Raw genomic sequence first — 25,020 nt, forward strand, 5'->3', positions numbered from 1 at the left:
GGTAGAATTCAGGCCATCTGGATTTCAAGGCGCGGCCCATGTCAAAGATCGATCACCACCTCTTCTCTGCCCACGAACATGCCTTCGAGCGCGAGCCGTGCCCGCAGTGTGGTGCTGAACTGGTGATCCGCCAGGGCAAGCACGGTCCCTTCCTTGGTTGTTCAGCCTATCCCGCTTGCGATTACATTCGCTCCCTCACCCCCTCCGGTCGCGACATAGAGAAAGTGCTTGAGGGGTCGTCCTGTCCGGAGTGTGGCCGTCCACTGGCCATCAAGAAGGGTCGTTACGGTCTGTTTGTGGGATGTACCCAGTACCCGGCCTGTCAGCATATCGAATCCCTTCAGGAGAGTGACGATACCCAAATCCTCTGCCCGGAGTGTGGCAAAGGTCATCTGGTGAGCCGCACGTCCCGTTATGGCAAACAGTTCTACTCGTGTGACGCCTATCCTCACTGCAAGTATGTGGTGAATGACAAGCCGGTTCCCATGCCCTGTCCCGAGTGTGGCTGGGGCATCATGGTCGAGAAGAAGGTGCGGGGAAACCTGCGCTGGGTCTGCCCGCAAAAGAAATGCTCCCACCAGATTGAGCGGGTATAATCTCGCCGCCCGTGATCAGGCAGGCGGATTGCTGGTCAGCGTGAGGTTGTGAGCCGATGCGCATCGCCCAAGTCGCCCTGCTCCTGATCGCCATCTCAAGCTCCCTGCGGTTGCTCGGTTCACTGATGCACTCAAGCGTCTGAACCGAAATGCATGACTGAAGAGGAGCAGGGATATAGCCCATATCGCAGCAGTGATGGCCCAGATGCCGTCATGTCGGTTCAACATACAATCCAGTGATGAGAGGCGGCAGCGTGGCTGTCGCATGTGCTTATGCCAAATGAATTTGAACAAGCGGTTGCCGCCCTTCAAGGAGAAGGGGTTATCGCCTATGCCACCGAAGCCGTGTTTGGTCTGGGGTGTGATCCTGATTCCGAAGCCGCCGTGCAGCGGCTGCTGGCCATCAAGCAGCGGCCGGTGGAGAAGGGATTGATCCTGATCGCGGCAGATCTGGCGCAATTGCAGGACTACATCGACCTGAGTCAACTCAGCGATGAGCAGCTTGCTCGCGTGCAGGCGAGCTGGCCTGGTCCCTTCACCTGGATCATGCCCGCTCGCGCGACGACGCCGTCCTGGTTGACCGGTCAGTTCGAGACCCTGGCGGTGCGGGTCACAGGTCATCCCCAGGTGCAAGGGCTTTGCCGGGCATTTGGCAAACCGCTGGTGTCCACCAGTGCCAATCTCACCGGTGAGGAGCCCGCTCGCCGGGTGGCTGATATTGGCGATCTGCTGGCAAGCCAGCTGGCTTACATTCTGCCCGGCGAAGTCGGGGGGCAAGCCAACCCGTCCGAAATCAAGGACGCCCGCACCGGGGCCATTATTCGCCCATCCTGAGTTGGGCACGGCCCTGTTTCATGCAGGTTGTGCGATGAGGTCATGACAATACGAGAAGTGCAGGCAGTGCATGCATGATGCCTGTCTGACAGGAGATAAAATGAGCAAACCGGATGTGGCCCAGGTAAAAGCCTTCCTGCTGCAATTGCAGGATGATATCTGCCGTGGCCTGGAGCAGGCCGATGGATGCGGGCGCTTTGTGGAAGATGCCTGGAGTCGCGAAGGTGGTGGTGGCGGTAGAACACGGGTGCTGCGTCAGGGGGCGGTGATCGAGCAAGGTGGGGTCAACTTCTCCCATGTCTATGGCGATGCCATGCCGGCATCCGCGACCGCACATCGTCCCGAACTGGCTGGCCGCAGGTTTGAGGCCATGGGGGTATCGCTGGTGATCCACCCGCATAATCCCTATGTACCGACCAGCCATGCGAATGTGCGGTTCTTCATCGCCGAGAAAGAGGGGGAGGAGCCGATCTGGTGGTTTGGTGGCGGCTTCGACCTGACGCCCTTCTATCCGTTCGAAGAGGACGTGAGGCATTGGCATCAGGTCTCCCATGAGCTCTGTCAGCCGTTCGGCACCGACATTTATCCCGAGTTCAAATCCTGGTGCGATCATTACTTCTTCCTCAAGCATCGGGGCGAGACGCGCGGGGTGGGTGGTCTTTTCTTCGATGACCTGAACCGCTGGCCATTTGCCGACTGCTTTGCCTTCATGCGTGCAGTGGGTGAGGGTTACCTGGCGGCCTACTTGCCGATTGTCGAGCGACGTAAGGAGCTTGCTTATGGGGAGCGGGAACGGGCATTCCAGCTTTATCGCCGTGGCCGCTACGTGGAGTTCAATCTGGTCTACGACCGCGGGACCCTGTTCGGACTGCAGACGGGGGGGCGCACCGAATCCATTCTGATGTCGATGCCGCCGCTGGCGCGCTGGGAGTACGACTGGCAGCCGGAGGCTGGCAGCCCGGAGGCATTGCTCTACAGCGACTACCTCAAATCGCGCGAGTGGTTGTGACCAGAGGGGCCATGATGGCCCCTTCTTATTGGCCGATATTCGGCTTGTTCCTTCATGAGAAAACCCGTTAAATCGGGATATTGCCCTCAAAAGGAACGCCTTGATGGATCGTTATCTGGTTTTTGGCCACCCCGTGCGCCACAGCAAATCTCCCTTCATTCATACCCTGTTTGCCAGGCAGACCCAGCAAGCGCTGGAGTATGGTCTGGCAGAACCTGCTGTCGATGAGTTTGCCAGCGCTCTGAACCACTTCTTCGCCGAAGGAGGGAAGGGGTGCAACGTGACCGTACCTTTCAAGGAGCAAGCCTTTGGGCTGGTGGAGCGGCTGAGCCCCAGGGCCAAGCGGGCGGGAGCGGTCAACACCATCAAACTGACGGATGATGGTGTGCTGCTGGGTGACAATACCGACGGCGCCGGGCTGGTCGCCGATCTCAAGGCTCACGGAGTGAACCTTGCCGGTAGCAGGATCCTGCTTCTGGGGGCCGGTGGCGCTGCTCGTGGTGCCCTGGCCCCCCTGCTGGCGGAAGCGCCGGGCGAGATCGTCGTGGTCAACCGTACCCATGCCAAGGCGGAACAGCTGGCTGTGGAGTTCAAGGATCTGGGCAGCATCACGGCTCAATCCTATGAACAGCTGGTGGGGCCGTTCGATCTCATCATCAATTCCACCTCAGCCAGTCTGCAAGGTGAGTTGCCACCTTTGGCTCCAACCCTCATCCACCCGGACATCGCGATCTACGACATGATGTATGGCGCAACGGACACAGCCTTCATCGGCTGGGCCAAGCAACATGGTGCGCGCCATACCATGGATGGATTGGGCATGCTGGTCGAGCAGGCTGCTGAGGCCTTTACCGTATGGCGAGGGATCCGGCCCGGCACCAAGCAGGTATTGAGAGAGTTGCAGCGCAATCTGCGCGTCGTGTGAACCAGCTTGTGCGCTCTATTGGGCTGTCGGCAGATCTGATGTAGAGATTCTGCATCTCTGGATAAGGGCTCCCTCGTGATGCGGAACGGCACGTGTGATGTGAAACGGTCGTTCTGCGGTGGGTGTGTGGCAGAACCGGTGCCATTTTTATAAAACCATTGCGTAACAATAAGTTACTTTTACTTTTCCGTCACTCGCAGGATTTTTTTGAGTTTTTTCTCAAAGCAGCGGAACTTCTGTAACGGACTGCTGACTAACTGAATAGTTGAGGAAGTGCTAGCTAGTCACCTTTATAACTCCCCGGTATTCGTACTGGGGATTTTTTTATCTACATGAAAATTATGAATATTTTTTCCTTCCCTCATATTTGAAACTAAATTACATAAATTACTTTCACTTTCTGCTGCTTTGCTGTACAGTTGTGGGCGTAGGGTACAGAGGTAAGATGTTCTATCTTTCAGACCTTTTATTTCACGTAATTGAATGTGGCTGAATAGCAGCCCCGATGAGTCATCGTCGGGGCGTTTTTTTATGCGCAACATTTAGAGTAAATGCTTTAATTGTTGCCGTTCTTTGTTAGAATGAAGGCGCTTCTTGAGGAAAACCAATCGTCTTTGTTCTCGAGAACTCGCTTTTTCCCAAATTTTTGAACTCATTTCTTCAGGCCGGTTTGCAATGACAATACCGGCCTCATTTTTATCCCTATATTGCCTCATTGTGTAATTAAATTTCAGTTTCGTTTGTTACAGCCTTCAATTCTGATTTTCTACTCGATATTCATGAAAACGCTATCAGGTTGATGATTAGTTAATTCTTTTCGCGTCTAAACATGCTATCGGTATGATTTAAATATATTTTTTTAGGTTTTTCTTCAGAGGTGGCGAAGGCGGGGAGGAAGGGCTCGGAGATGGGGGGATCATGAAAGTCTTTCAATCAGCGGAGGTCCAACTCCGCCAATTGCAGCCAGGGAGAGGAGTCGTTTACTCCTCGTTCTGATGATCTTCGTCGTCTGCCTGGGCGTTGTCTGCTTCGGATAGATACCAGCCGCTCAGGGTCTGGGCCAGCTTCTCGACGCCGATATTGGTCAGAGAAGAGAATGCTTCAACCTGGATCTGCGGGCCCAGTTCTGCCACCGCCTGACGAACCTTGATCACCTGGTTGTTGCGGGGCCCCGGGCTTAACTTGTCCGCCTTGGTCAGCAACAGCATCACCGGCAGTTCACGGTGTGAACTCCATTCCAGCATGTTCATGTCGGTTTCCTTGAGCGGATGGCGGATGTCCATCAGGATCACCAGCCCTTTCAGGGACTCCCGTCGCTGCAGGTATTCAGCCAGTGACTTTTGCCACTTGAGCTTCATTTCCAGCGGAACCTGGGCATATCCATAGCCAGGCAAGTCTACCAGGCGTTTGCCCGGCTCCAGCTCAAACAGGTTGATCAGCTGAGTACGGCCAGGGGTCTTACTGGTACGCGCCAGGTTCTTGTGTTTGGTCAAGGTATTCAATGCAGACGATTTGCCAGCGTTGGAACGACCGGCAAACGCAATCTCGACACCCCCATCATTTGGCAGGTGGCGGATGTCGGGTGCGCTGGTCACAAAATGCACCTTATTGAAATTCAGAGTTTGTGTATCCAACGTAAATTCCCCATAGAGATAGAGGGTTATAGAGTTACTTTTTTGTGAAATAGTGTAAAATGGCGTCGCTTGAACGCGTTTATTTTAACATGCCTTCAGCGGCATGGGATCTGGAAGCCTAATAACGAGAAAGTTGGAACGCCATGAAGAACCTAGTCATTACACTTGCTCTGATGGTTGGCGTAACTGGGATGGCACAAGCCAAGGGCGATGCCGCTGCGGGACAAACCAAGGCTGCCGTCTGTGCGGCCTGTCATGGACCGGACGGCAACAGCCCAGTCGACATGTATCCCAAGATTGCTGGTCAGCACGCATCATATATCAAAAAACAATTAGTTGAACTGAAGGCTGCAGCTTCTGGCCAAACTGGTCGGGTTGCGCCCATCATGGGACCCATGGCGTTGCCGTTGTCCGAGCAGGATATGGACGATCTTGCCGCCTATTTCTCCAGCCAGAAGGTGACGCCGGTTGCCGTGCCCGATGATGTGGTTGCCGCAGGCAAGGCGCTTTATATGGGGGGAGACATGGAGCGAGGCCTGGCCGCCTGTACCGCCTGTCATGGCCCACGGGGTTCCGGCGTCGAGCAAGCGAAGTACCCCAGCCTGTCAGGGCAGCATCCCGCCTATATCAAGGCCCAGCTCACCGCTTTTCGTTCGGCGACCCGCGACAACGATCCCAATGGCATGATGCGGGATGTGGCCAAGAAACTGACGGATCAGGACATCGAGGCGCTCTCCAAGTATGTGGCGGGGCTTCACTGATATAGCCTGTCAGTTATCTTGTTGAAAAGAACAGGGAACCATTGTGTTCCCTGTTCTTTTTTGAGGTTGTAGCGATCGCCCGTAAACAGCCTGCATTGCTGTAAGAGATCTTCTATATACGGGGCTGGTCGTGTCTGAAAGATCGCTCACAGATATTTTTTTATGTTTTGTTTTTCAATTAATTAAGAAATAAATCATCACTTTGTACCAGTTCGAAATGTGCTTTGGTTGATTGAGTCATCCAGCGAAGAAGTTACAGTAGGCAATCAGGATTGGCCGGAGAGAGGGTGCAAGACCCGTCTTCGGTTTGACAGGATGTCGGCTCGGAGCATGCGATGAGCAATAGATGCAAAAAGCCAGGATGGTGACCGCCAGGGATGAGCGGGGCTGCGGGAGGTAACCACCCCGATGGGAGGCAGGATGTCGCCGGTTTGGGTTAGACAAACAAACACACGCACACTCAGGACTGGTCAATAAGGATCAGGATGATCCAACGAAATGATGCGCCGTGGTTCGCCCAGGGATAAGGCGATTGGCTACCAGGGAATGGAACTCGCATGATGGAAAAAGGCAGCTTCGGCTGCCTTTTTTCTATTGGGTCATTAACCCGCCAAGACATTCTGTGTCAAAATACCAGCAACATGCCCAGAGGATGCCGATCCTGCGGTGTTCAGCGACCCAACGTGGTCGAATTGGTGCGGGATCCCACTCTTGTTCCATATTTACTGTTCCCCGCTTCAGCATCCTCCCCGGACGACACGCTCCGGGGGTTTCCATTCAGTTATTTGTCGGAGTCATTCATGTCGGCCAAACAACCCAACCGCAAGCCTACCGGCAAGCGCAAAGAATCAGATGCCAGTGCCCAGGAAGGTCGTGAGCGCAAGCGCGCCGCCAAGCGCAAGGGCCTGAAGGCGGGCTCCCGCCAACAGGTCGAGCAGGCGGGCAAAAAGAGCGGCTCCAAGCAGGCCAAGGATCCACGCATCGGCTCTCGCAAGCCCATCGCGCTGATTGCCGACGAGAAGGGTAGCAAGCCGGTGGCGACCAAGCCTGCGAAAGAGAAGCGGGTGGTGATGACCCCCGAGCAGGAGCTGGCGTCCATCGAGAATGATGATCGCCTCAATGCCTTGCTGGATCGTCTGGATGCCGGTGAAACCCTGGAGGCCGCAGAGCAGGCATGGGTCGATCAGCGGGTTGACCGTTATCAGGAGCTGATGGACGAGCTCGGTATCATCGACAACGACGATGACGAAGATGGCGACATGGATTTTGATGATGCCGATTTTGACGAGCCGAGTCAGCCTGCCTCCGAAGAGGAGTTGTGGGAGCGTTTCTCTCAGGCGGACTACCAGCCTGAAGCCAAACCCGAGCCGAAGAAAAAGTGATGAGTGGATGGATGCTGGCCGCCCTGTTGGGTGGCCTGATTTTGCTGGGGCTTGCCGTCTATGCCGGCGCCCTGATGGCGCGCCTCAAACGCCAGCAAGAGATGCAGCAGCACGCCATTGCGGCCCGCAACGAGCGGATCCTGGAGAGTGTCAGGGTGATCGCCCACGCGGTACGAGATGGTCAGTGCGACTACTCAGAAGGCGCCATCCGGCTGACCAATCTGCTGGATGCCTTGCAAATAAAGGGGGGCCGCGCCTTTGCCACCGAGTTCCCGGGGCTCTACGGCCTCTATGAGAAGGTGAAGGAGATGCCGACCCATGAGGCGAGGCGGGCACTCAAGCGCAATGAAGTGATGAAGATGGATCTCGAACGCAGCGGCTACGAGGCCGAGCTGGAGGCGCAGATCCTTGAGGATGTCGCCAGACTGAAGGATTTTCAGTTAAGCCGGTGAGCCCATGACAAAGACAGAGGAAGCAAGCGTGCAAGCAGAACAGATTGTGTGGGATCAGGCCCTGATCGAAAAATACAACTACAGTGGTCCGCGTTACACCTCCTATCCCACTGCGCTGGAGTTCAACGAGGGGTTCGGCTATCCGGACTTTGTCCAGGCAGCGGGCCAGTATCCTGCACGCAATCTGTCGCTCTACGTGCATATCCCCTTCTGTCACAAGCTCTGCTACTACTGCGGCTGCAACAAGGTCATTACCCGGCACCAGCACAAGGCAGATCAATACCTCGACTACCTCGAACAGGAGATCAAGGGCCAGGCCCCCCTGTTCAAGGAGAGACTGGTCACCCAGCTGCACTGGGGTGGCGGCACACCCACCTATCTGAGCGAACCCCAGACTCGTCGTCTGATGGCCATGTTGCGGGAGCACTTCCACTTCGCCGAGGAGGGGGAGATCAGCATCGAGGTGGATCCCCGCGAGATCGAATTGTCCATGCTGGATGTGCTGCGGGAGCTCGGTTTCAACCGCATCAGCCTTGGCGTTCAGGACTTCAACAAGGCGGTCCAGGTCGCGGTCAATCGGGAGCAGGACAACGACTTCATCCGCGCCATGCTGGTTCGTGCCCGCGAGCTGGGGTTCCGCTCCACCAATCTGGATCTCATCTACGGTCTGCCGCACCAGAACCGGGAGAGCTTCCATCACACCCTGGAAGAGGTGCTCAAGACCGACCCGGCCCGCCTCTCCATCTTCAACTATGCCCACCTGCCGAGCCGTTTTGCCGCACAGCACAAGCTGAAAGAAGCGGACATGCCGGCGCCGCAGGAGAAGCTGGCCATGCTGCAGGACACCATTGCCTTCCTGACCGGCCAGGGTTATCAGTTCATCGGCATGGACCACTTTGCCAAGCCCGATGACGAGCTGGCCGTCGCCCAGCGCGAGGGCAAGCTGCATCGCAACTTCCAGGGCTATACCACCCAGGGGGATTGCGATCTGCTGGGGCTGGGGGTCTCCTCCATCAGCATGATGGGGGATGCCTATTCCCAGAACCAGAAGGATCTCAAAACCTACTATGCCCAGGTCGAGTCACTGGGCCATGCCCAGTTGAAGGGGTGCTCCCTCAATCGGGACGATCTGATCCGTCGTGAGGTGATCAAGCGCCTCATCTGCGATTTTTCCCTGAACTTCGCCGCTGTGGAGCAGGCCCACGGCCTGGTGTTCAAGGAGTATTTTGCCGAGGATCTCAAGCTGTTGCAGACCTTCATCGATGACGGCCTGGTGCGCATGACCGAAGAGGGGCTGGAGGTGGTCTCCACCGGTCAGCTGCTGATCCGCAACATCTGCATGTGCTTCGATGTCTACCTGCGCAACAAGGCGCGCCAGCAGCAGTTCTCCCGGGTGATCTAGGCCGGGCAATGTCGTGGGACAATAAAAAAACCGCCTTTCGGCGGTTTTTTTATTGGGTTTTACCCCTGCTCAGCGTTGAGCCGCACGGGCACTCAGCTCGGCCTTCTCGGCTTCGCTCAGGAAGGCCAGGGTCAGGCCGTTCTGCTGGGCGGTGCGGATCTCGCTCACCGTCATGCTGGCAGCCGAGGCCGCCACCTCGTATTCATGGGGCAGGTCGATCCCCTCCACCGCCGGATCGTCGGTATTGAGGCAGGCCAGCACGCCGGCGGCCAGGAACTGGCGGATAGGATGCTCGGCCAGACTCGCCACCGTGGTGGTCTGGAGGTTGGAGGTGAGGCAGGACTCGATGCCGATGCGGTGTTCGGCCAGATAGGCCATCAGGGCCGGATCCTGGATGGCCTTGACGCCGTGGCCGATGCGCTCGGCTCCCAGCTCGCGAATGGCCTGCCACATGCTCTCGGGGCCGGCGGCTTCACCGGCGTGCACGGTGACCCGCATGCCTGCATCCCGCACCCGGCGGAAGTGGTCGGTGAAGAGATCGCCCGGGAAGCCCAGTTCGTCGCCGGCCAGATCGATGGCGACCAGGCGATCGCGATGAGCCAGACAGGCATCAAGCTCCTGCTTGCACTGCTCGGTGCCGAAGGTACGGCTCATGATGCCGATCAGGTTGGTCTTGATGCCGAAGTCACGGCTGCCTGCGGCCACGCCGTCGATGATGGCTTCGACCACGCCCTGCGGGTGAAGTTTGTGGGTCATCGCCATGTAGGCCGGGCTGAAGCGCAGCTCGGCATAGTCGATCCCGGCACGCAGCAGATCTTCCACGTTCTCGTAGGCGACCCGGCGGCAGGCATCGTAGTCGGCCAGCACGGCTACACCCCAGTCCAGTTTCTTCAGGAAGGCCACCAGACTCGGCTCGTTCTCGACGATCTGCACGTGCGGGCGCAGGGCTTCAAGCTCGTCGGCCGGCAGTCGGATGTTGTGCTGACGTCCCAGCTCGAGAATGGTCTGCGGGCGGATGTTGCCATCCAGATGGCGATGCAGGTCGGTCAGGGGGAGGGATCTGTCAATCATGGGGCACCTTCTGCGAGTCGGGTTGGAAAGCCTGCCATTCTAGGCGGGGCGCCTGAAAAAGATACCCCGTTTGCAAGCAAACGGGGTGTGATTGGTCAGGCTTTCCCTCAAGGCGTGATGGGAATCGTTTTTCCCGCAGGCTCAGGGAATGTCGAGCTCCTTGAGCTTGCGGGTCAGGGTATTGCGGCCCCAGCCGAGCAGGCGGGCAGCCTCCTGCTTGTGACCGTGGGTGTGATCCAGTGCCGTCTCCAGCATGATCCGTTCGAACTGGGGCATGGCATCCGCCAGGATATCTGTCTCCCCCAGCGCCAGCTTGGCGGCCACCCAGTCCTGCAACTGCTGCTGCCAGCCACCGGTCAGGGCGGGCTGGCCCGGCTCGGCGGTGCTGGTGATGGGAGTCAGCAGCTCGGTGGGCAGATCGCCTACCAGCACCTCCTGGCCCGAGGCCATCACCGTCAGCCAGCGGCAGACGTTCTCCAGCTGGCGCACGTTGCCCGGCCAGGGCAGGCGGCTGATGTAGGTCTGGGTATCCGGGTGCAGGCTCTTGGCCTCCACGTTCAGCTCCTTGGCGGCTCGCAGCAGGAAGTGCTGGGCCAGCTGGGGGATGTCCTCCCGGCGCTCCTTGAGGGCCGGAATATGGATGCGGATGACGTTGAGGCGGTGGAACAGGTCTTCCCGAAACTCGCCGTCGGCGACCCGCTTCTCCAGATTCTGGTGGGTGGCGGCAATGATCCGCACATCCACCTGCACCGGTTGGTGGCCGCCAACCCGGTAGAACTGCCCGTCCGCCAGTACCCGCAGCAACCGGGTCTGCACGTCCAGCGGCATGTCGCCTATTTCGTCGAGAAACAGGGTGCCGCCATCGGCCTGTTCGAAGCGGCCGTGACGAATGTTGTTGGCGCCGGTGAAGGCTCCCTTCTCATGACCGAACAGCTCGGATTCGATGAGATCTTTCGGGATGGCCGCCATGTTGAGGGCGATGAAGTTCTTGTGGGCCCGGGGGCTGTGCTTGTGCAGGGCATGGGCAACCAGCTCCTTGCCGGTACCGCTTTGACCGTTGATGAGCACCGAGATGCTGGAGCGCGACAGCCGGCCGATGGCGCGGAACACCTCCTGCATGGCAGGGGCTTCGCCGATGATCTCCGGAGTGGTGGTGGCTTCCTGTTGGCGAGCCTTGCGCTTGGTCCGCTGCTCCTTGAGGTGGTTCTCGGCCCGGCGTACCAGGGTGACCGCTTCGTCGATGTCGAACGGCTTGGGCAGGTATTCGAAGGCACCGCGCTGGTAGGCGTTGACCGCGCTGTCGAGGTCCGAGTGGGCCGTCATGATGATGATGGGCAGATCGGCCTGGCGGCGATGGATCTGCTCCAGCAGGCTCAGGCCGTCGATGCCCGGCATGCGGATATCAGAGAGGATCACGTCCGGTGAGCGCATCTCCAGTGAACTCAGCAGGGCTTCGCCGTCGGCGAAACTTTCGCATTCGAAGCCTTCGCTGCCAAGGGTGCGCTCCAGAACCCACCGGATGGAGCTGTCGTCATCGACGATCCACACTTTTGCTGTCATGAGGTTCCCTTATTTGCGAAGTGGTAGATAAATGGTGAATTCGGTGTGGCCCGGCCAGCTGATGCAGTCGATGCGACCCTTGTGCTGATCGATCAGGTTCTGGGCGATGGAGAGGCCCAGGCCCGTTCCCCCTTCCTTGCCGGTGATCATGGGGTAGAAGAGGGTGTCGCGAATGGCGTCGGGAATGCCGGGGCCGTTGTCGATGATCTTGATTTCGGCCGCCAGGCGATAGCGCTGGCCATGGATGGTGATCTGGAAGGCGGTGCGCGTCTTGATGCGGATGAGGCCGTCCTGATCCCCAAGGGCCTCGGCGGCGTTGCGCACTATGTTCAGGAACGCCTGTTGCAGCTGGTCCGATTCCATCTCGAATTCGGGGATGCTGGGGTCGTAGTCCCGCTCGATGCGGATCTGCGGCGGCAGCTCCAGGTCCACCAGACGGCGCACTTGTTCCAGCACGGAGTGAACGTTGTGCATCTGGTGACGGCCGGGACGCTGGGGGCCGAGCAACCTGTCGACCAGCACCCGCAGGCGATCGGCCTGCTCGATGATGATGCCGGTGTATTCACGCAAGGCCGGGTCGGGCAACTCCTTTTGCAGCAGTTGGGCCGCGCCGCGCAATCCCCCCAGGGGGTTCTTGATCTCGTGCGCCAGGCCGCGCACCAGCTCCTTGGCGGCCTGCTGCTGGGCGTGTTGCTGCAGCTCCTGGCTGATCTTCTTCTGCTGATCGATCTTGCGCAGTTCTACCACCATCAGTCGCTGTTCATGATCGGCCATGGGACTGACGCTGATCTCCACCAGCCTGGGCTCCCCCTCCACCACCAGGGTGACTTCGCTGTCGGTGAAGCCCTGCCCCGAAATGAGGCACTGTTTGAAACGCTGCAGATCGAGAGAGATGTGTTCCAGCAGGTGGGGCAGTTCGATGCCGATCAGTCGTCGTTCGCTGAGGGAAAGCAGCTGCTCTGCCGCCGGGTTGACGAATTGAATGCAGAGACGTTCATCCATGAGAATGACGGCGGTCAGCAGATTGTCCAAGAGTGTCTTGGCGTTGTCCGAGCGGGTTGGCACAGGTTTCTCCCTAAAACGGTGCTGTACACCTAGAATGCACCAATGTAGTGCATCAAGTTTACCCGCATCGGTGCGTCACATCACCCCTAATTGGCTTTGGGGGCGGCTCTGGGAGCCTGATTCACCGACGCCCTGTGCAGGTAAAAGGTGGTTGGCTTAGATTTAGCAAGGATCGTACCGTCTTTGGCGAGCAACTCGAGCCGTGCCTCGTAGGCGCCCCTATCGAGGTTTTCCACCCGTATGGCCAGGCTGTTGTGAACCAGGGGCACCGCCTTGCCGTTCAGGATAAGACGCACATCGTATTGCACCGGGACCTGGGGAGAGATCTCGCCCTGGAAGACGATGTTGCCGGTATTGTCGCGCAATGTGCTGCCCGGTTCCGGAGAGATGAGGTCGATCTCCAGGGGAGCGGCTTCCAGGGCTTTCCTGGCATCGACACCGGTCAGGCTGTTGAAGTTGTCCACCTGGACCGAGTGGGGGGCTGTGCCGATGAGCGGCGAGACCCGCAGGTCCACCTCTTTTGCGCTCTTGCCGGGAGGAGGGGCATCGGTGTAGTGGGTCACCCCCTGGGGATCGACCCAGGAGTAGACGCGGGCGGCCTGTGCGGAGCAGGAGGCCATCAGCAGGAGGCTCAGCAGCCAGGGTACAGTGTTCATCCATCTCTCCTTGACGGGGTTCACCTTAATCCTATCAGAGAAAAACCACGGGGTCGGGGTGTGAGCAGCCGAGGGTGGTACGGCTCCGTGAACGGGATCATCTTTCTGCATGATCGTGCCCGTTCGGCGGAATTTCCGTTGCCAGAATGAAAAAAACCCGCCAGATGGCGGGTTTGTCATGGGAAAGCGGATTAGACGGAGTAGTACAGCTCGAACTCCAGCGGGTGCGGGGTCATGCGCACGCGGTCAACATCCTGCTGTTTCAGTTCCAGATAGGAGTTGATGAAGTCATCGCTGAACACGCCACCACGGGTCAGGAACTCACGGTCTGCATCCAGTGCGGACAGCGCTTCGTCCAGGGAACCGGCAACGGTCGGCACTTCGGCGGCTTCTTCCGGCGGCAGATCGTACAGGTTCTTGTCCATTGCATCGCCCGGATGGATCTTGTTGATGATACCGTCCAGACCGGCCATCAGCTGGGCAGCGAAGGCCAGGTACGGGTTGGCAGCCGGATCCGGGAAGCGTACTTCGATGCGGCGGGCTTTCGGGCTCGGCACGACCGGGATACGGATGGAGGCAGAACGGTTGCGGGCGGAGTAGGCCAGCATGACCGGTGCTTCATAGCCCGGCACCAGACGCTTGTAGGAGTTGGTGGTCGGGTTGGCGAAGGCGTTGATGGCCTTGGCGTGCTTGATGATGCCGCCGATGTAGTGCAGTGCCATCTCGGACAGACCGCCGTACAGGTCGCCTGCGAACAGGTTGACGCCGTCTTTGGCCAGGGACTGGTGGCAGTGCATGCCGGAGCCGTTGTCGCCAAACATGGGTTTCGGCATGAAGGTGACGGTCTTGTTGTAGGCGTGGGCCACGTTGTGGATCACGTACTTCAGGACTTGCACTTCGTCAGCCTTCAGGGTGAGGGTGTTGAAGCGGGTTGCGATCTCGTTCTGACCGGCGGTCGCCACTTCGTGGTGGTGAGCTTCGACGACCTGGCCCATCTCTTCCAGCACCAGGCACATGGCGGCACGGATGTCCTGGGAGGAGTCAACCGGGGCAACCGGGAAGTAACCACCCTTGACGAACGGACGGTGACCCTTGTTGCCGTGCTCGTAGTCGGTACCGGAGTTCCAGGCAGCTTCTTCGGATTCGATCTTCACGAAGCTGTGGCCCATGGTGTTGGAGAAGGTGATGTTGTCGAACATGAAGAATTCCGGCTCCGGCCCGAACAGCACGGTGTCAGCGATGCCGCTGGACTTCAGGAAATCTTCGGCACGCTTGGCGATGGAGCGCGGATCGCGGTCATAGCCTTGCATGGTGGCGGGTTCCAGCACGTCACAGACGATGTTCAGAGTGGTCTCTTCGGTGAACGGGTCCAGTTTGGCGGAAGCCGGGTCCGGCATCAGCACCATGTCAGACTCGTTGATGCCCTTCCAGCCGCCGATGGAGGAACCATCGAACATCTTGCCGTCTTCGAAGAAGTCTTCGTCAACCTGGTGGGCAGGGATGGATACGTGCTGCTCTTTACCCTTGGTGTCGGTAAAACGCAGATCAACAAACTTGACTTCGTGTTCCTGGATCAGGGCCAAAACGTTCTGGGCTGACATGCTAAGTAACCTCCGGTGTTAAAACTCTTTGGGTGAATGCGTCGTCACATTCACATAAGCCAGTATCGTGCCAAGTTTGTGACAGCTTGATTTCAGGGCACTTGCACCGTTTCAGGCTGTCGAGAAACCCGTTCTCATGCCGGTTGCTGCATTAAAGTGGTGCAACCTTGGATCGTTTTGGTGCACCGAGATGGTGCGCCAGCGTATCCAGGCCATCTAAGCAGCCTTTTGCTGCGGGGTCCATGATCCTGATCCTTTGTTGTGTGTGAATGTGTTGCAATTCTGCTAGGCAGATCACAAAGGCGAGAGTACAATTAGCGCCCAATTTTACCCGGTGATTTGAGGCGAGAATGTTAGAGAATTTACGCAATATTGCGATTATTGCGCACGTTGACCACGGCAAAACGACTCTGGTTGATAAGCTGCTGCAGCAATCCGGCACTCTGGATCGCACCAGCGAAGGTCAGGAACGGATCATGGACTCCAATGATCTGGAACGGGAACGTGGCATCACCATTCTCGCCAAGAACACTGCGATCCGCTGGAACGACTATCGCATCAACATCGTGGATACCCCGGGTCACGCCGACTTCGGTGGTGAAGTTGAGCGCGTACTCTCCATGGTTGACTCCGTGCTGCTGCTGGTCGACGCCGTTGACGGCCCGATGCCGCAGACCCGTTTCGTGACCCAGAAGGCGTTCGCCCAGGGTCTGAAGCCCATCGTGGTCATCAACAAGATCGACCGTCCGGGTGCTCGTCCTGACTGGGTAATGGATCAGGTCTTCGATCTGTTCGACAACCTGGGTGCCACCGATGAGCAACTGGACTTCAAGGTTGTTTACGCCTCTGCACTGAACGGTTGGGCCACCCTGGATCAGGACGTCCCGTCCGAGAACATGGAACCCCTGTTCCAGGCCATCGTCGACAACGTGGAAGCCCCGAAGGGCGACGTTGACGGTGCCTTCCAGATGCAGATCTCCCAGCTGGACTACAACTCCTACGTGGGCGTCATCGGTATCGGCCGCATCACTCGTGGTCGCGTCAAGACCAACCAGCAGGTCACCATCGTCGGTGCCAACGGCAAACCGCGTACCGGCAAGGTCGGTCAGGTGCTGGGCTACCTGGGCCTGTCCCGTACCGAAGTGACCGACGCGCAAGCGGGCGACATCATCGCCATCACCGGTCTGGGCGAGCTGAAGATCTCCGACACCATCTGTGACAACAGTGCCGTCGAAGCCCTGCCGCCGCTCTCCGTTGACGAGCCGACCGTGAACATGACCTTCCAGGTCAACACCTCGCCGTTCGCCGGTAAAGAAGGCAAGTTCGTCACCTCCCGCAACATTCTGGAGCGTCTGAACCAGGAGCTGGTCCACAACGTGGCCCTGCGCGTGGAAGAGACCGAAGATCCGGACAAGTTCCGCGTCTCCGGCCGTGGTGAACTGCACCTCTCCATCCTGATCGAAAACATGCGCCGCGAAGGTTACGAACTGGCGGTATCCCGTCCGGAAGTTATCCTGCGTACCGTGGATGGCGAACTGCAAGAACCGTTCGAAACCGTTACTGTGGACGTGGAAGAAGCGCATCAGGGTTCCGTGATGGAGCAGCTCGGCCTGCGTAAAGGCGAGATGACCAACATGACCCCGGATGGCAAGGGTCGCGTCCGTCTGGACTTCATCATCCCGAGCCGTGGTCTGATCGGCTTCCAGACCGAGTTCCTGACCATGACCTCTGGTACCGGTCTGCTGTACCACACCTTCGACCACTACGGTCCGCACAAGGGTGGCAGCATCGGTGAGCGTCAGAACGGTGTGCTGATCTCCAACGCCACCGGCAAGGCCCTGACCTTCGCCCTGTTCGGTCTGCAAGATCGTGGTCGTCTGTTCATCGGTCACGCGACCGAAGTGTACGAAGGCCAGGTGATCGGGATCCACTCCCGCTCCAACGACCTGACCGTCAACTGCCTGAAAGGCAAGCAGCTGACCAACATGCGTGCCTCCGGTACCGACGAAGCCCAGGTGCTGACTCCGCCGATCCGCATGACCCTGGAGCAAGCTCTGGAGTTCATCGACAACGATGAGCTGGTGGAGATCACCCCGAAAGCCATCCGTATCCGTAAAAAGCTGCTGACCGAACTGGATCGCAAGCGCGCCGGTCGTGCTTGATCGATAGCTGTTCATCGACAGACCAAAGAGAGGCCTTAAGGCCTCTTTTTTTATGGGCTCGACATGAGGGCGCATGGGGCCTGAGCTCGATGGAGGCGCATCCGGCCGGTCTGCGGGTGGCCAAATGACCACCCTATCTGACACAATGTCTGCATGATCACGCTTACGAGAAACAAGATGCAGCAGCAGATCCGCGGCCGTCTGGCCCATGCACTCTCCTTCTTGCGCCACGATGGTGCCCACTTCGCCCAGTTTGTCTGGGGCCGCTTCCAGCAGGACAGATTGACGGTGACCGCCGGTTACCTGGCCTATGTCACCCTGCTCTCCCTGGTGCCCATGATCGCCGTGGTGTTCGGTATGATGTCGGCCTTTCCGGTGTTCCAGAGCCTGAAGCAGGCGATGGAGCAGTTCGTCTATCACAACTTCGTCCCCACCGCCGGCGAGATGCTCAAGGAGTACATCGACGGCTTCGTGGCCAACGCCACCAACACCACGGCCGTCGGTATCGGTGCCCTGATCGTGGTGGCCCTGATGCTCATCTCGGCCATCGACAAGAACCTCAACTACATCTGGCGATCCACCCGAAGCCGGCCCTTGGCCCAGGCATTCGCCATGTACTGGATGATCCTGACCCTGGGCCCCGTGCTCATCGGGGCCAGCATCGCCATCTCCTCCTACATTCTCTCGCTCAGGTTGTTCGCGGCTGACAGCCTGTTCGGTATCGGCTATCTGCTGCTGCGCAGCCTGCCGTTCCTCTTCTCCGTGCTCACCTTCCTGCTGATCTATACCGTGGTGCCCAACTGCCGCGTGCGGCTGACCCACGCCTTCATCGGTGCCCTGGTGGCGGCCACCCTGTTCGAACTGGCCAAGCGCGGCTTTGCCATCTACATCACCAACTTCCCCTCCTACCAGGCCATCTATGGCGCCCTGGCGACCATTCCCATCCTGTTCGTCTGGGTGTATCTGAGCTGGCTGGTGGTGTTGCTGGGGGCCGAGACTACCGCCTGCCTCGGGGAGTACGAGAAGCCCGGTGCAGAGGAACTGGCCTGACGCCGGCCGGCCATCACACCGGATCCCGACACAAAGGGGTTGGCCCGGGCAGGGCATTTATTGGTAGCATCGACGACCGCTCATCCCGCAGGATGGGCGGTCGTGCTGTTTTGAGAGGAGAGGGATGTGATTGCACTGATTCAGCGGGTCAGCGAGGCCAGCGTAACGGTAGAGGGAGAGGTGACCGGGGCCATCGGCCAGGGGTTGCTGGTGCTGCTCGGGGTGGAGCAGGGGGATGACGAGGCCAAGGCGGACAAGCTGCTGCACAAGGTGAGCGGCTATCGCATCTTCTCTGACGAGAACGGCAAGATGAACCTCAACGTGAGCCAGGTGAGCGGCAGCCTGCTGGTGGTCTCCCAGTTCACCCTGGCGGCGGATACCGGCAAGGGGATGAGACCCAGCTTCTCCGGTGGCGCCCATCCCGCAGATGCCGAGCGACTCTATGAGTACTTCGTGGCTCGCGCCAGGGAGAGCGGCGTGCCGACCGAAACCGGCCGCTTCGCCGCCGACATGAAGGTCAGGCTGCTCAACGACGGCCCCGTCACCTTCTGGCTGCAGGTATAAGGGTGGCAGGCAGGGCAGGCCTCACCGGAGGGGCAGGACGCGATGCCTGCACACTTCGCAGATTCTTCACCCTGCCGGTGCTCGCCCGCCCTGGCCATGCTGACGGGTCGCGTGCAGGATGACGTTGCGGTAGCCGGGCACGTCGTGGACGTGGGTCGGGCCTATCCACTCCTCTGCCAGTCGCAGAGCCTGTGCCTGTTCGAGCCGGGTGCGGGGCAGCAGATTGATGATGAGGGTTCCGCTCAGGCGGCTGGCCAGTGCCTGATAGAGCGGAGCCTGGAACAGCAGAAGGGGGTTGCCGTCCTGGCTGAACAAATCCAGCAGCACCAGATCGTAGATCTCCTGGCTCTGGTGCAGGAAGTGCAGCGCATCGGCGTGATGCAGCCGAGGCGAGCCCCCTGACGAGGGGAGGAAGAACTGCTGGAACAGGGTGAGGATCTCGGCATCCAGATCCACGCAGTCGTGGTGGGCATCGGGCCAGCGTGCCGCCAGGTGACGGGTGAGATCCCCTCCGCCCAACCCCAGCTCCAGGATCCGGCTTGCCTGCTTTGGCAACTGCTCCGCGATGCTCCGTTGATGAGGCAGACAGAGGCGGGCCGGCTGGTGGAGGCTCATGGCGGATTGCACCACGCCGTCCATTTCCAGCCAGCGATGACGGGCATTTTCAAGCACCGAAACGCGGCGTTCGGGTTTGGCACTGAGGTGCAATAAGTGATCGGCTTGGTACGCTTGCAGATTGAAGTCCATGAATTTGCACGGCAAGATGGCTTTCGACCAGTGTAACTCAAGGATGTTGTTATGTACCGGGTGGTCATCCCCCAAACGGCAGCCGAGCTGGATACCTACTACAGGCTGCGCCGGGAGAAATGGTTGCGTCAGTCCTTCCATCTGCCAGTCGGCGCACACTCAAGGATCGCTTTATGTACCGGGTAGTCACCCCAGAAACACCAGCGGAGCTGGATGCTTACTATCAGTTGCGCTGGGAACTACTGCGCAAACCCTTCAATCTGCCCCTTGGCTCCGAGCGTGACGAGTACGATACCGTTGCCATTCACCGGCTGATGCTCTCACCCGACGGAACGCCCATCGCCGTGGGTCGCCTCTTTGTGGGCGGCGATGAAGCCCAGATCCGCTTTATGGCGCTGCGACCCGAATTTCGCGGCCAGGGGCTGGGCGCCCGCATGGTGGAAGATCTCGAGCAGCTTGCCCGCGACGAGAAGGTGAAACGGCTGGTGATGAACGCCCGCCAGGAGGCGGTGGAGTTCTATCGCCGCTGCGGCTTCCTCGAGGTAGGGGAAGGCCCCGTCTCCTTCGGCCGCATCCCTCACCGCCAGATGATCAAGTCCCTGAGTCCCATGCAGACCATCCAGTACCGTCCAGAGTGGTGCCAGGATCTCACCACCCGCTGGTCGCGGGGTATTCCCATCAGTGAGAAGATGGGGGTGCACATCACCCACTACGATGGCCAGACCTTCCACCTCAAGGCCAACCTGGCGGCCAATCTCAACGTCCACGACACCATGTTCGCCGGCAGCATCTACAGCCAGTGCGTGCTGGCGGGCTGGGGTCTTATCTGGTTGCAGCTCAAGGAGGCAGGGCTGGGAGGCGATACCGTGCTGGCCGAGGGCAACATCAAGTATTACCGGCCGGTGAGCGAAGAGCCGGAGGCGCGGGTGGCCCGGGAGGGCATGCCCGCCGTGCTCGAGCCGCTGAGGGGCGGAGAGTCCGCCAAATTCAGCCTGCGGGTGCAGTTGTTCAGTGGCCGCAAGCTGGCGGTGGAGTTTGTCGGTCAGTACGTGGTGCTGCCCATCAAGCGCGGCGCACGCTGATCCCTGATGTTCACAGCAACAAGGCCTCTTCGCGAGGCCTTGTTCGTTATTGGGCGGCAGGGGCCGGGGGCCGGGGGCGCCAGAGCGGGCCGCTTCGTCCCTGGGCGGGGTAGCGCACACCTGCCTCCCAGCCACAGGCGTCCTGTCCAGTGGGGAAACTCCAGCCCAGGTCGGGCGCATTGAGGGGGCCGCGCCAGCGGGCGAGCAGCTCGGCGCAGCGTCCCTTGTTCAGGACCCCGAGGTCGAGCTGCCACTGGTCTGCGGCCAGGTCGACACCCCCTTGCAGCGCCAGCAGGTGGGTGATGGTGGAGGCGCCACCTTGCTCGATCCGTACCTTGCCCTGCTCCGCCCTGGCATCCAGCCTGATCTGATAGAAGGGGGTGTCTCCGCGCTGCATCGCCTGCCACAGCGTCTGCGGTGTCAGATCGGGGGGGGTCTGCTCCCTGAACCAGTCATCCAGCAGGGGGTCGATGCTGACCTTGTCCCAGAAGGGATCCTTGCTCTCCAGGCTCAGGCTGCCCTGAAGGGTCCGGCGCCAGTTGGCCGTCTGCTCGCCGGGCTGCCCGTTGAGGTCGGCCTGCAGATCTGCCGCCAGATCCACCTTGCCCGCGAAAGAGACGGGGGAGTGCAGCAACTTGCCCCACTGCTCCAGAGCCAGCTGCTTGCCCTGCAACTGCAGGCGGCTCTCCTGCCCGGGCGTCCTGCCCCACTGGCCGCTCAGGTTGAGGGAGCCCTCGTCGGGCAGGGAGGTGGCGAGGGTGTTGAGCTGCCAGGAGCTGGGGGTCAGCTCGCCATCCAGGGTGCCGTTGCGGGCACTGAGACCGTCCCACACCAGCTCGAACCACTTGCTCTCGATGCGGGCACGTCCCAGCAGGGGGCCTGGCTGGTTGCCCCGCAGGGCGAGATCGTTCAGGTAGAGTTGCCAGCCGGTCAGGGAGAGGGGCAGGGTGTCGTCGAAAGAGAGCACCTTGAGCTTGTCGAAGGCCAGTTTGCGGATGTCGATCTGTTGCGGGCGCCAGCCCTGCCAATCCTGCCACCACCCCTGGGGCAAACTGATGTCCATGCCGCTCAGGGCCAGATCCTTCAGGGTGAGCTTCTGCTGCTGGGTGTCGAGAGCCAGCTCGACGTTGAACTCCCCTTCGTATGCCTTGCCTCGCAGCTCGGCATCCAGCTGCCGGGGGGAGAAGGCGAGCTTGCCCTCGACGGCCTCAAGCTGGAACAAGCCGCGGCCCATGTCGCCCAGGGTGCCCGCCAGATAGCCGCTGGGCTGGCTGCCCGCCTGCCAGTCGAAGGCGGTGAGCTGGCCGTTGAAGTTGTTGAAGGAGAGCTCCTGATCGATGGCATTGATGCTCATCTGGGCAAGCTGACCCCTGTCCAGGGTGATGCGGCGCAGGGGGAACTCGCCAGGGGGAATGTCACCAAGCTCGAGGCGCATGGCGCGGGCCTTGAGATCGTGCAGTTGCAGGCTGCGCTCTGGCCAGTTCAGCACCATACCGGTCTCGAGCAGGCCGTCGAACAGGTTGGTGCTCAGTCTGTCGGTGCTGAGCACCTGCCCCTCCAGCCGCCCCTTGAGGCTGAGACGGGCCAGGGTGAACATGGGGGTCTCCAGCTGGTTGATGCCCAGGGTGAGGTTGGCCTGGGGCTGGCGTCTCGGGTCGATCAGTTCCCAGTCACTCAGGGACGCACTGAGGCCGCGCAGGGTCAGGGCCTCGCTCTGCAGGCTCAGGTTGTCGATGGTGCTGTCGCTGATGGTGAGGGAGTGAACCGGCAGGCTTGGCAACTGGTTGGGGAGCGGCAGCTTGATGACGGGACGGATGAGGTCCAGGTGGGCGATGCGCACATCCCGGTTCAACCAGTCGATGTGCTCGATCTCCAGATAGAGTTTTTCCAGCTGTACCGCATCCCCATAGCGCACCTGTTCCGCCAGCAGTGTGTAGGGGTGCAGCGGATTGAACACCAGTCGGCCTATGGTGACGGGCACCCCGGTCTGCTGGCTGAGCCAGTTGGCGATGGGGCCTTTGGCGCGCTCGGCATCGAACAGGCCGAGACCGACCCAGACAAAGAGCAGCAGGAAGGCAAAGGTGTAGAGCAGGCCGCGCAGCCAGGAATTCATCAGTGCTTTCCTCCTGTTTCTGTTGCTTGGTCAGGCATTCGAGTAGTGATCCCGTAGACCGAGCCAGCATCGTATCAAGGGTTCGACATGGCTCGTGTGTTTATCCATCAGGCAAGGTGACCCTCTTCTGCATCTGCCCTGGTCAAGCATTGGAGTAGTGGTCCCGCAGGCCCAGCCAGCGGCGGATCAGGGGCTCGACATGAGCCGGGTGTTTGTCCATCAGGAAGCGCGCCATCTTCTGCACCTGAGGGATGAGCGGCTGGTCGCGCACCAGATCGGCGATCTTGAGATCGGCCAGACCGGTCTGGCGGGTACCGAGCAGCTCGCCTGGGCCGCGCAGTTCCAGATCTCGCTGGGCGATGAGAAAGCCGTCATTGGTCTCCCGCAGTACCCCGAGGCGGCTCTGGGCGGTCTTGGACAAGGGGGCATGATAGAGCAGCACGCAGTGAGAGGCCACCGACCCCCGCCCGACCCGGCCGCGCAGCTGGTGCAACTGGGCCAGCCCCAGTCGCTCCGGGTTTTCGATGATCATCAGGCTGGCATTGGGCACATCCACCCCCACCTCGATGACGGTGGTGGCGACCAGCAGTTGCAGTATGCCCGCCTTGAACTCCTCCATCACCCGTTGTTTCTCGACGGGGCGCATCCGACCGTGTACCAGGCCGATGTGCAGGCCGGGCAGCAGGGTTTGCAGCTCGGCGGCAGTGTCTTCGGCGGCCTGGCACTCCAGCACCTCCGACTCCTCGATCAGGGTGCAGACCCAGTAGGCCTGCTTGCCCTCCTCGCAGGCGAGCCTCACCCGCTCGATCACATCCTGGCGGCGACTGTCCGGCAGGGCGACCGTGGTAATGGGAGTGCGGCCCGGCGGCAGTTCGTCGATGATGGAGGTGTCGAGGTCCGCATAGGCGGTCATCGCCAGGGTGCGGGGGATGGGGGTGGCGGTCATGATGAGCTGGTGGGGATGCACTCCTTCCCGCTCCCCTTTTTCCCGCAGGGCAAGGCGCTGATGCACCCCGAACCTGTGCTGTTCATCGATGATGACCAGGGCGAGGCGCTGGAATACCACCTGCTCCTGGAAGATGGCGTGGGTGCCCACCACCATCTTGACGCTGCCGTCCGCGATGGCGGCCAGCGCCTCTTCCCGTGCCTTGCCCTTCTGCTTGCCCGCCAGCCAGCCCACCTTGATGCCGAGCGGCTCCAGCCACCTGGCGAAGTTGATGGCGTGCTGCTCGGCCAGCAGCTCGGTCGGGGCCATCAGCCCCACCTGGCAGCCGTTGCCGATGGCCTGCAGGGCGGCCAGTGCCGCGACCAGCGTTTTACCTGAGCCCACGTCCCCCTGCACCAGCCGCATCATGGGGTGGCTCTGTTGCAGATCCCGGCCGATCTCCGCCACCACCCGGCTCTGGGCGCCGGTGGGGGTGAACGGCAGGGCGCCGAGCAGCTGCCGGACCAGCTCGGGAGCGGGCTTGAGGGCACGGGCCAGCTGGGTCTGTGCCTGGGCCCGCACCTTCAAGACCGAGAGGTTGTGGGCCAGCAGCTCTTCCAGTACGAGCCGCTGCTGTGCCGGGTGCTGGCCGCTCTCGAGCAGGGCCAGCGCCACCGAGGGAGGCGGGCGGTGCAGCAGCTTCAGGGCGGCGGCCAGATCGATCTGCTGGGGATAGAGGCCGGCAGGCAGCAGCTCCTCGACCCCGTAGAGGTCGAGCTGGGCCAGGGCCTGATCCGTGAGGCTGCGCAGGGTGAGCTGGCGCAGCCCCTCTGTGGTGGGGTAGACGGGGGTGAGGGCCTCTTCGGTCTGGCCGGCCTGCTCTTCGCCGAGCAGCTTGTACTCGGGGTGGGCCATCTCCAGGCCGTACTTGCCGGGACGGGTCTCGCCGAAGCAGCGGATAAGGCGGCCCTGGGCCAGGCTGTTTTTCTGGGCAGCGGTGAAATTGAAGAAGCGCAGGGTCAGGCTGCCGGTGCCGTCGCTGATACGGCACACCAGCATGCGGCGGCGCCCCATCACCAGCTGGGTGTCCTGGATCTCGCCCTCGACGGCACCGTGCAGGCCGGGCGGCAGATCGCCGATGGGCCACACCTGGGTGCGGTCCTCGTAGCGCAGGGGGAGGTGGAACAGCAGATCCTGTACCGTGGCCAGCCCCAGCCGCTCGAGTTTCTCCAGCATCTTGCTGCCGACACCCTTGAGGCTGTCGAGGGAGATTTTATCCAATTTCATCAATTAGATGCCCGAAAACACTGTAAATATGTCCAGATGATAGGGGTTGTTGCGGCCTCGATGCAAGCCGCGTTGTGCCGTTCCGGGCTGGTGGGCAAGGGAGCGGGGGGAGGGTCATCCATGAAAAAGGCCTGCCGGAAAC

General features: G+C 60.3%; 21 protein-coding genes. 12 read left to right on the forward strand and 9 right to left on the reverse strand.

Annotated elements, in window-relative coordinates:
• The first annotated feature begins 38 nt into the window (after window positions 1-38).
• From I6L48_RS04815 to aroE, 4 genes are all read left to right on the forward strand, one after another.
• On the forward strand, window positions 39-596 hold the full coding sequence (locus I6L48_RS04815) for a type I DNA topoisomerase (RefSeq protein WP_113069427.1): 558 nt from the start codon (window positions 39-41) through the stop codon (window positions 594-596).
• 273 nt (window positions 597-869) lie between these two features.
• On the forward strand, window positions 870-1,430 hold the full coding sequence (locus I6L48_RS04820; RefSeq protein WP_039039520.1) for a Sua5/YciO/YrdC/YwlC family protein: 561 nt from the start codon (window positions 870-872) through the stop codon (window positions 1,428-1,430).
• Between the two features lie 100 nt (window positions 1,431-1,530).
• Window positions 1,531-2,439 (forward strand): oxygen-dependent coproporphyrinogen oxidase, encoded by a 909-nt coding sequence (gene hemF, locus I6L48_RS04825; RefSeq protein ID WP_113069429.1) that lies wholly within the window; start codon window positions 1,531-1,533, stop codon window positions 2,437-2,439.
• Window positions 2,440-2,542: 103 nt separating this feature from the next.
• The gene (gene aroE / locus I6L48_RS04830) at window positions 2,543-3,364 is read left to right on the forward strand and encodes a shikimate dehydrogenase (RefSeq protein WP_113069431.1); all 822 of its coding nucleotides are present in this window, start codon (window positions 2,543-2,545) and stop codon (window positions 3,362-3,364) included.
• Window positions 3,365-4,344: 980 nt separating this feature from the next.
• Here the strand turns inward: aroE and yihA are convergent.
• Window positions 4,345-4,998 (reverse strand): ribosome biogenesis GTP-binding protein YihA/YsxC, encoded by a 654-nt coding sequence (yihA, locus tag I6L48_RS04835; protein WP_041212162.1) that lies wholly within the window; start codon window positions 4,996-4,998, stop codon window positions 4,345-4,347.
• A gap of 143 nt (window positions 4,999-5,141) precedes the next feature.
• Between yihA and I6L48_RS04840 the strand changes: the two genes are divergently transcribed.
• The 4 genes from I6L48_RS04840 (at window position 5,142) to hemN (ending at window position 8,995) form a co-directional block, all read left to right on the forward strand.
• Window positions 5,142-5,759 carry a cytochrome c gene (locus I6L48_RS04840; protein ID WP_113069434.1) on the forward strand — a complete coding sequence of 206 codons (618 nt, stop codon included), beginning with the start codon at window positions 5,142-5,144 and terminating at the stop codon, window positions 5,757-5,759.
• A gap of 800 nt (window positions 5,760-6,559) precedes the next feature.
• A complete protein-coding gene (gene yihI / locus I6L48_RS04845; RefSeq protein ID WP_039039515.1) occupies window positions 6,560-7,141 on the forward strand; it encodes a Der GTPase-activating protein YihI in 582 nt (193 codons plus the stop codon).
• Window positions 7,142-7,152: 11 nt separating this feature from the next.
• The gene (locus I6L48_RS04850; protein ID WP_053288829.1) at window positions 7,153-7,593 is read left to right on the forward strand and encodes a DUF2489 domain-containing protein; all 441 of its coding nucleotides are present in this window, start codon (window positions 7,153-7,155) and stop codon (window positions 7,591-7,593) included.
• A gap of 28 nt (window positions 7,594-7,621) precedes the next feature.
• Window positions 7,622-8,995: an oxygen-independent coproporphyrinogen III oxidase gene (gene hemN / locus I6L48_RS04855; protein WP_113070603.1), complete on the forward strand. Its 1,374-nt coding sequence runs from the start codon at window positions 7,622-7,624 to the stop codon at window positions 8,993-8,995.
• A gap of 69 nt (window positions 8,996-9,064) precedes the next feature.
• Here hemN and add read toward each other — a convergent pair whose 3' ends face one another.
• The 5 genes from add to glnA all read right to left on the reverse strand — a co-directional run bounded on the left by add (window position 9,065) and on the right by glnA (window position 14,948).
• Window positions 9,065-10,066 carry an adenosine deaminase gene (gene add / locus I6L48_RS04860; protein ID WP_216987830.1) on the reverse strand — a complete coding sequence of 334 codons (1,002 nt, stop codon included), beginning with the start codon at window positions 10,064-10,066 and terminating at the stop codon, window positions 9,065-9,067.
• Window positions 10,067-10,207: 141 nt separating this feature from the next.
• Entirely contained in the window at window positions 10,208-11,626 is a 1,419-nt protein-coding gene (gene glnG, locus I6L48_RS04865; protein ID WP_010672523.1) for a nitrogen regulation protein NR(I), read from the reverse strand.
• Window positions 11,627-11,635: 9 nt separating this feature from the next.
• Complete coding sequence (gene glnL / locus I6L48_RS04870; protein ID WP_010672524.1) at window positions 11,636-12,691, reverse strand: nitrogen regulation protein NR(II); 1,056 nt, start codon at window positions 12,689-12,691, stop codon at window positions 11,636-11,638.
• A gap of 86 nt (window positions 12,692-12,777) precedes the next feature.
• Entirely contained in the window at window positions 12,778-13,347 is a 570-nt protein-coding gene (locus tag I6L48_RS04875) for a DUF4124 domain-containing protein (RefSeq protein ID WP_010672525.1), read from the reverse strand.
• 191 nt (window positions 13,348-13,538) lie between these two features.
• Window positions 13,539-14,948 carry a glutamate--ammonia ligase gene (glnA, locus tag I6L48_RS04880; RefSeq protein WP_216987831.1) on the reverse strand — a complete coding sequence of 470 codons (1,410 nt, stop codon included), beginning with the start codon at window positions 14,946-14,948 and terminating at the stop codon, window positions 13,539-13,541.
• Window positions 14,949-15,298: 350 nt separating this feature from the next.
• On the opposite strand from glnA, the gene typA reads away from it, so the two are divergent.
• The 3 genes from typA (at window position 15,299) to dtd (ending at window position 18,724) form a co-directional block, all read left to right on the forward strand.
• On the forward strand, window positions 15,299-17,110 hold the full coding sequence (gene typA / locus I6L48_RS04885) for a translational GTPase TypA (RefSeq protein ID WP_039039512.1): 1,812 nt from the start codon (window positions 15,299-15,301) through the stop codon (window positions 17,108-17,110).
• Window positions 17,111-17,287: 177 nt separating this feature from the next.
• Window positions 17,288-18,160 (forward strand): virulence factor BrkB family protein, encoded by an 873-nt coding sequence (locus I6L48_RS04890; protein ID WP_039039511.1) that lies wholly within the window; start codon window positions 17,288-17,290, stop codon window positions 18,158-18,160.
• Window positions 18,161-18,286: 126 nt separating this feature from the next.
• The gene (gene dtd / locus I6L48_RS04895; RefSeq protein ID WP_010672529.1) at window positions 18,287-18,724 is read left to right on the forward strand and encodes a D-aminoacyl-tRNA deacylase; all 438 of its coding nucleotides are present in this window, start codon (window positions 18,287-18,289) and stop codon (window positions 18,722-18,724) included.
• A gap of 66 nt (window positions 18,725-18,790) precedes the next feature.
• On the opposite strand, the gene I6L48_RS04900 is transcribed toward dtd, so the two are convergent.
• On the reverse strand, window positions 18,791-19,471 hold the full coding sequence (locus I6L48_RS04900) for a methyltransferase domain-containing protein (RefSeq protein WP_113070604.1): 681 nt from the start codon (window positions 19,469-19,471) through the stop codon (window positions 18,791-18,793).
• A 173-nt stretch (window positions 19,472-19,644) separates the two neighbouring features.
• Between I6L48_RS04900 and I6L48_RS04905 the strand changes: the two genes are divergently transcribed.
• A complete protein-coding gene (locus tag I6L48_RS04905) occupies window positions 19,645-20,553 on the forward strand; it encodes a bifunctional GNAT family N-acetyltransferase/hotdog fold thioesterase (protein WP_010672532.1) in 909 nt (302 codons plus the stop codon).
• A gap of 46 nt (window positions 20,554-20,599) precedes the next feature.
• Here the strand turns inward: I6L48_RS04905 and I6L48_RS04910 are convergent, their stop codons facing one another.
• Both I6L48_RS04910 and recG read right to left on the reverse strand, forming a co-directional pair.
• Window positions 20,600-22,666, reverse strand: a complete 2,067-nt coding sequence (locus tag I6L48_RS04910) for an AsmA-like C-terminal region-containing protein (protein WP_216987832.1) — start codon at window positions 22,664-22,666, stop codon at window positions 20,600-20,602.
• A 142-nt stretch (window positions 22,667-22,808) separates the two neighbouring features.
• Window positions 22,809-24,878 carry an ATP-dependent DNA helicase RecG gene (recG, locus tag I6L48_RS04915; RefSeq protein ID WP_048209245.1) on the reverse strand — a complete coding sequence of 690 codons (2,070 nt, stop codon included), beginning with the start codon at window positions 24,876-24,878 and terminating at the stop codon, window positions 22,809-22,811.
• Window positions 24,879-25,020 lie beyond the last annotated feature (142 nt).

Origin of the sequence: Aeromonas sp. FDAARGOS 1418 (assembly GCF_019048585.1) — a bacterium.
Lineage (GTDB): Bacteria > Pseudomonadota > Gammaproteobacteria > Enterobacterales > Aeromonadaceae > Aeromonas > Aeromonas caviae.

What these genes read in the sequence shown, in the direction of transcription:
- I6L48_RS04815 (WP_113069427.1), top strand. Translation starts at nt 39, where the DNA reads ATGTCAAAGATCGATCACCACCTCTTCTCTGCCCACGAACATGCCTTC.
- I6L48_RS04820 (WP_039039520.1), top strand. Translation starts at nt 870, where the DNA reads ATGCCAAATGAATTTGAACAAGCGGTTGCCGCCCTTCAAGGAGAAGGG.
- hemF (WP_113069429.1), top strand. Translation starts at nt 1,531, where the DNA reads ATGAGCAAACCGGATGTGGCCCAGGTAAAAGCCTTCCTGCTGCAATTG.
- aroE (WP_113069431.1), top strand. Translation starts at nt 2,543, where the DNA reads ATGGATCGTTATCTGGTTTTTGGCCACCCCGTGCGCCACAGCAAATCT.
- I6L48_RS04840 (WP_113069434.1), top strand. Translation starts at nt 5,142, where the DNA reads ATGAAGAACCTAGTCATTACACTTGCTCTGATGGTTGGCGTAACTGGG.
- yihI (WP_039039515.1), top strand. Translation starts at nt 6,560, where the DNA reads ATGTCGGCCAAACAACCCAACCGCAAGCCTACCGGCAAGCGCAAAGAA.
- I6L48_RS04850 (WP_053288829.1), top strand. Translation starts at nt 7,153, where the DNA reads ATGCTGGCCGCCCTGTTGGGTGGCCTGATTTTGCTGGGGCTTGCCGTC.
- add (WP_216987830.1), bottom strand. Translation starts at nt 10,066, where the DNA reads ATGATTGACAGATCCCTCCCCCTGACCGACCTGCATCGCCATCTGGAT.
- glnG (WP_010672523.1), bottom strand. Translation starts at nt 11,626, where the DNA reads ATGACAGCAAAAGTGTGGATCGTCGATGACGACAGCTCCATCCGGTGG.
- I6L48_RS04875 (WP_010672525.1), bottom strand. Translation starts at nt 13,347, where the DNA reads ATGAACACTGTACCCTGGCTGCTGAGCCTCCTGCTGATGGCCTCCTGC.
- glnA (WP_216987831.1), bottom strand. Translation starts at nt 14,948, where the DNA reads ATGTCAGCCCAGAACGTTTTGGCCCTGATCCAGGAACACGAAGTCAAG.
- typA (WP_039039512.1), top strand. Translation starts at nt 15,299, where the DNA reads ATGTTAGAGAATTTACGCAATATTGCGATTATTGCGCACGTTGACCAC.
- I6L48_RS04890 (WP_039039511.1), top strand. Translation starts at nt 17,288, where the DNA reads ATGCAGCAGCAGATCCGCGGCCGTCTGGCCCATGCACTCTCCTTCTTG.
- I6L48_RS04900 (WP_113070604.1), bottom strand. Translation starts at nt 19,471, where the DNA reads ATGGACTTCAATCTGCAAGCGTACCAAGCCGATCACTTATTGCACCTC.
- I6L48_RS04905 (WP_010672532.1), top strand. Translation starts at nt 19,645, where the DNA reads ATGTACCGGGTAGTCACCCCAGAAACACCAGCGGAGCTGGATGCTTAC.
- I6L48_RS04910 (WP_216987832.1), bottom strand. Translation starts at nt 22,666, where the DNA reads ATGAATTCCTGGCTGCGCGGCCTGCTCTACACCTTTGCCTTCCTGCTG.
- recG (WP_048209245.1), bottom strand. Translation starts at nt 24,878, where the DNA reads ATGAAATTGGATAAAATCTCCCTCGACAGCCTCAAGGGTGTCGGCAGC.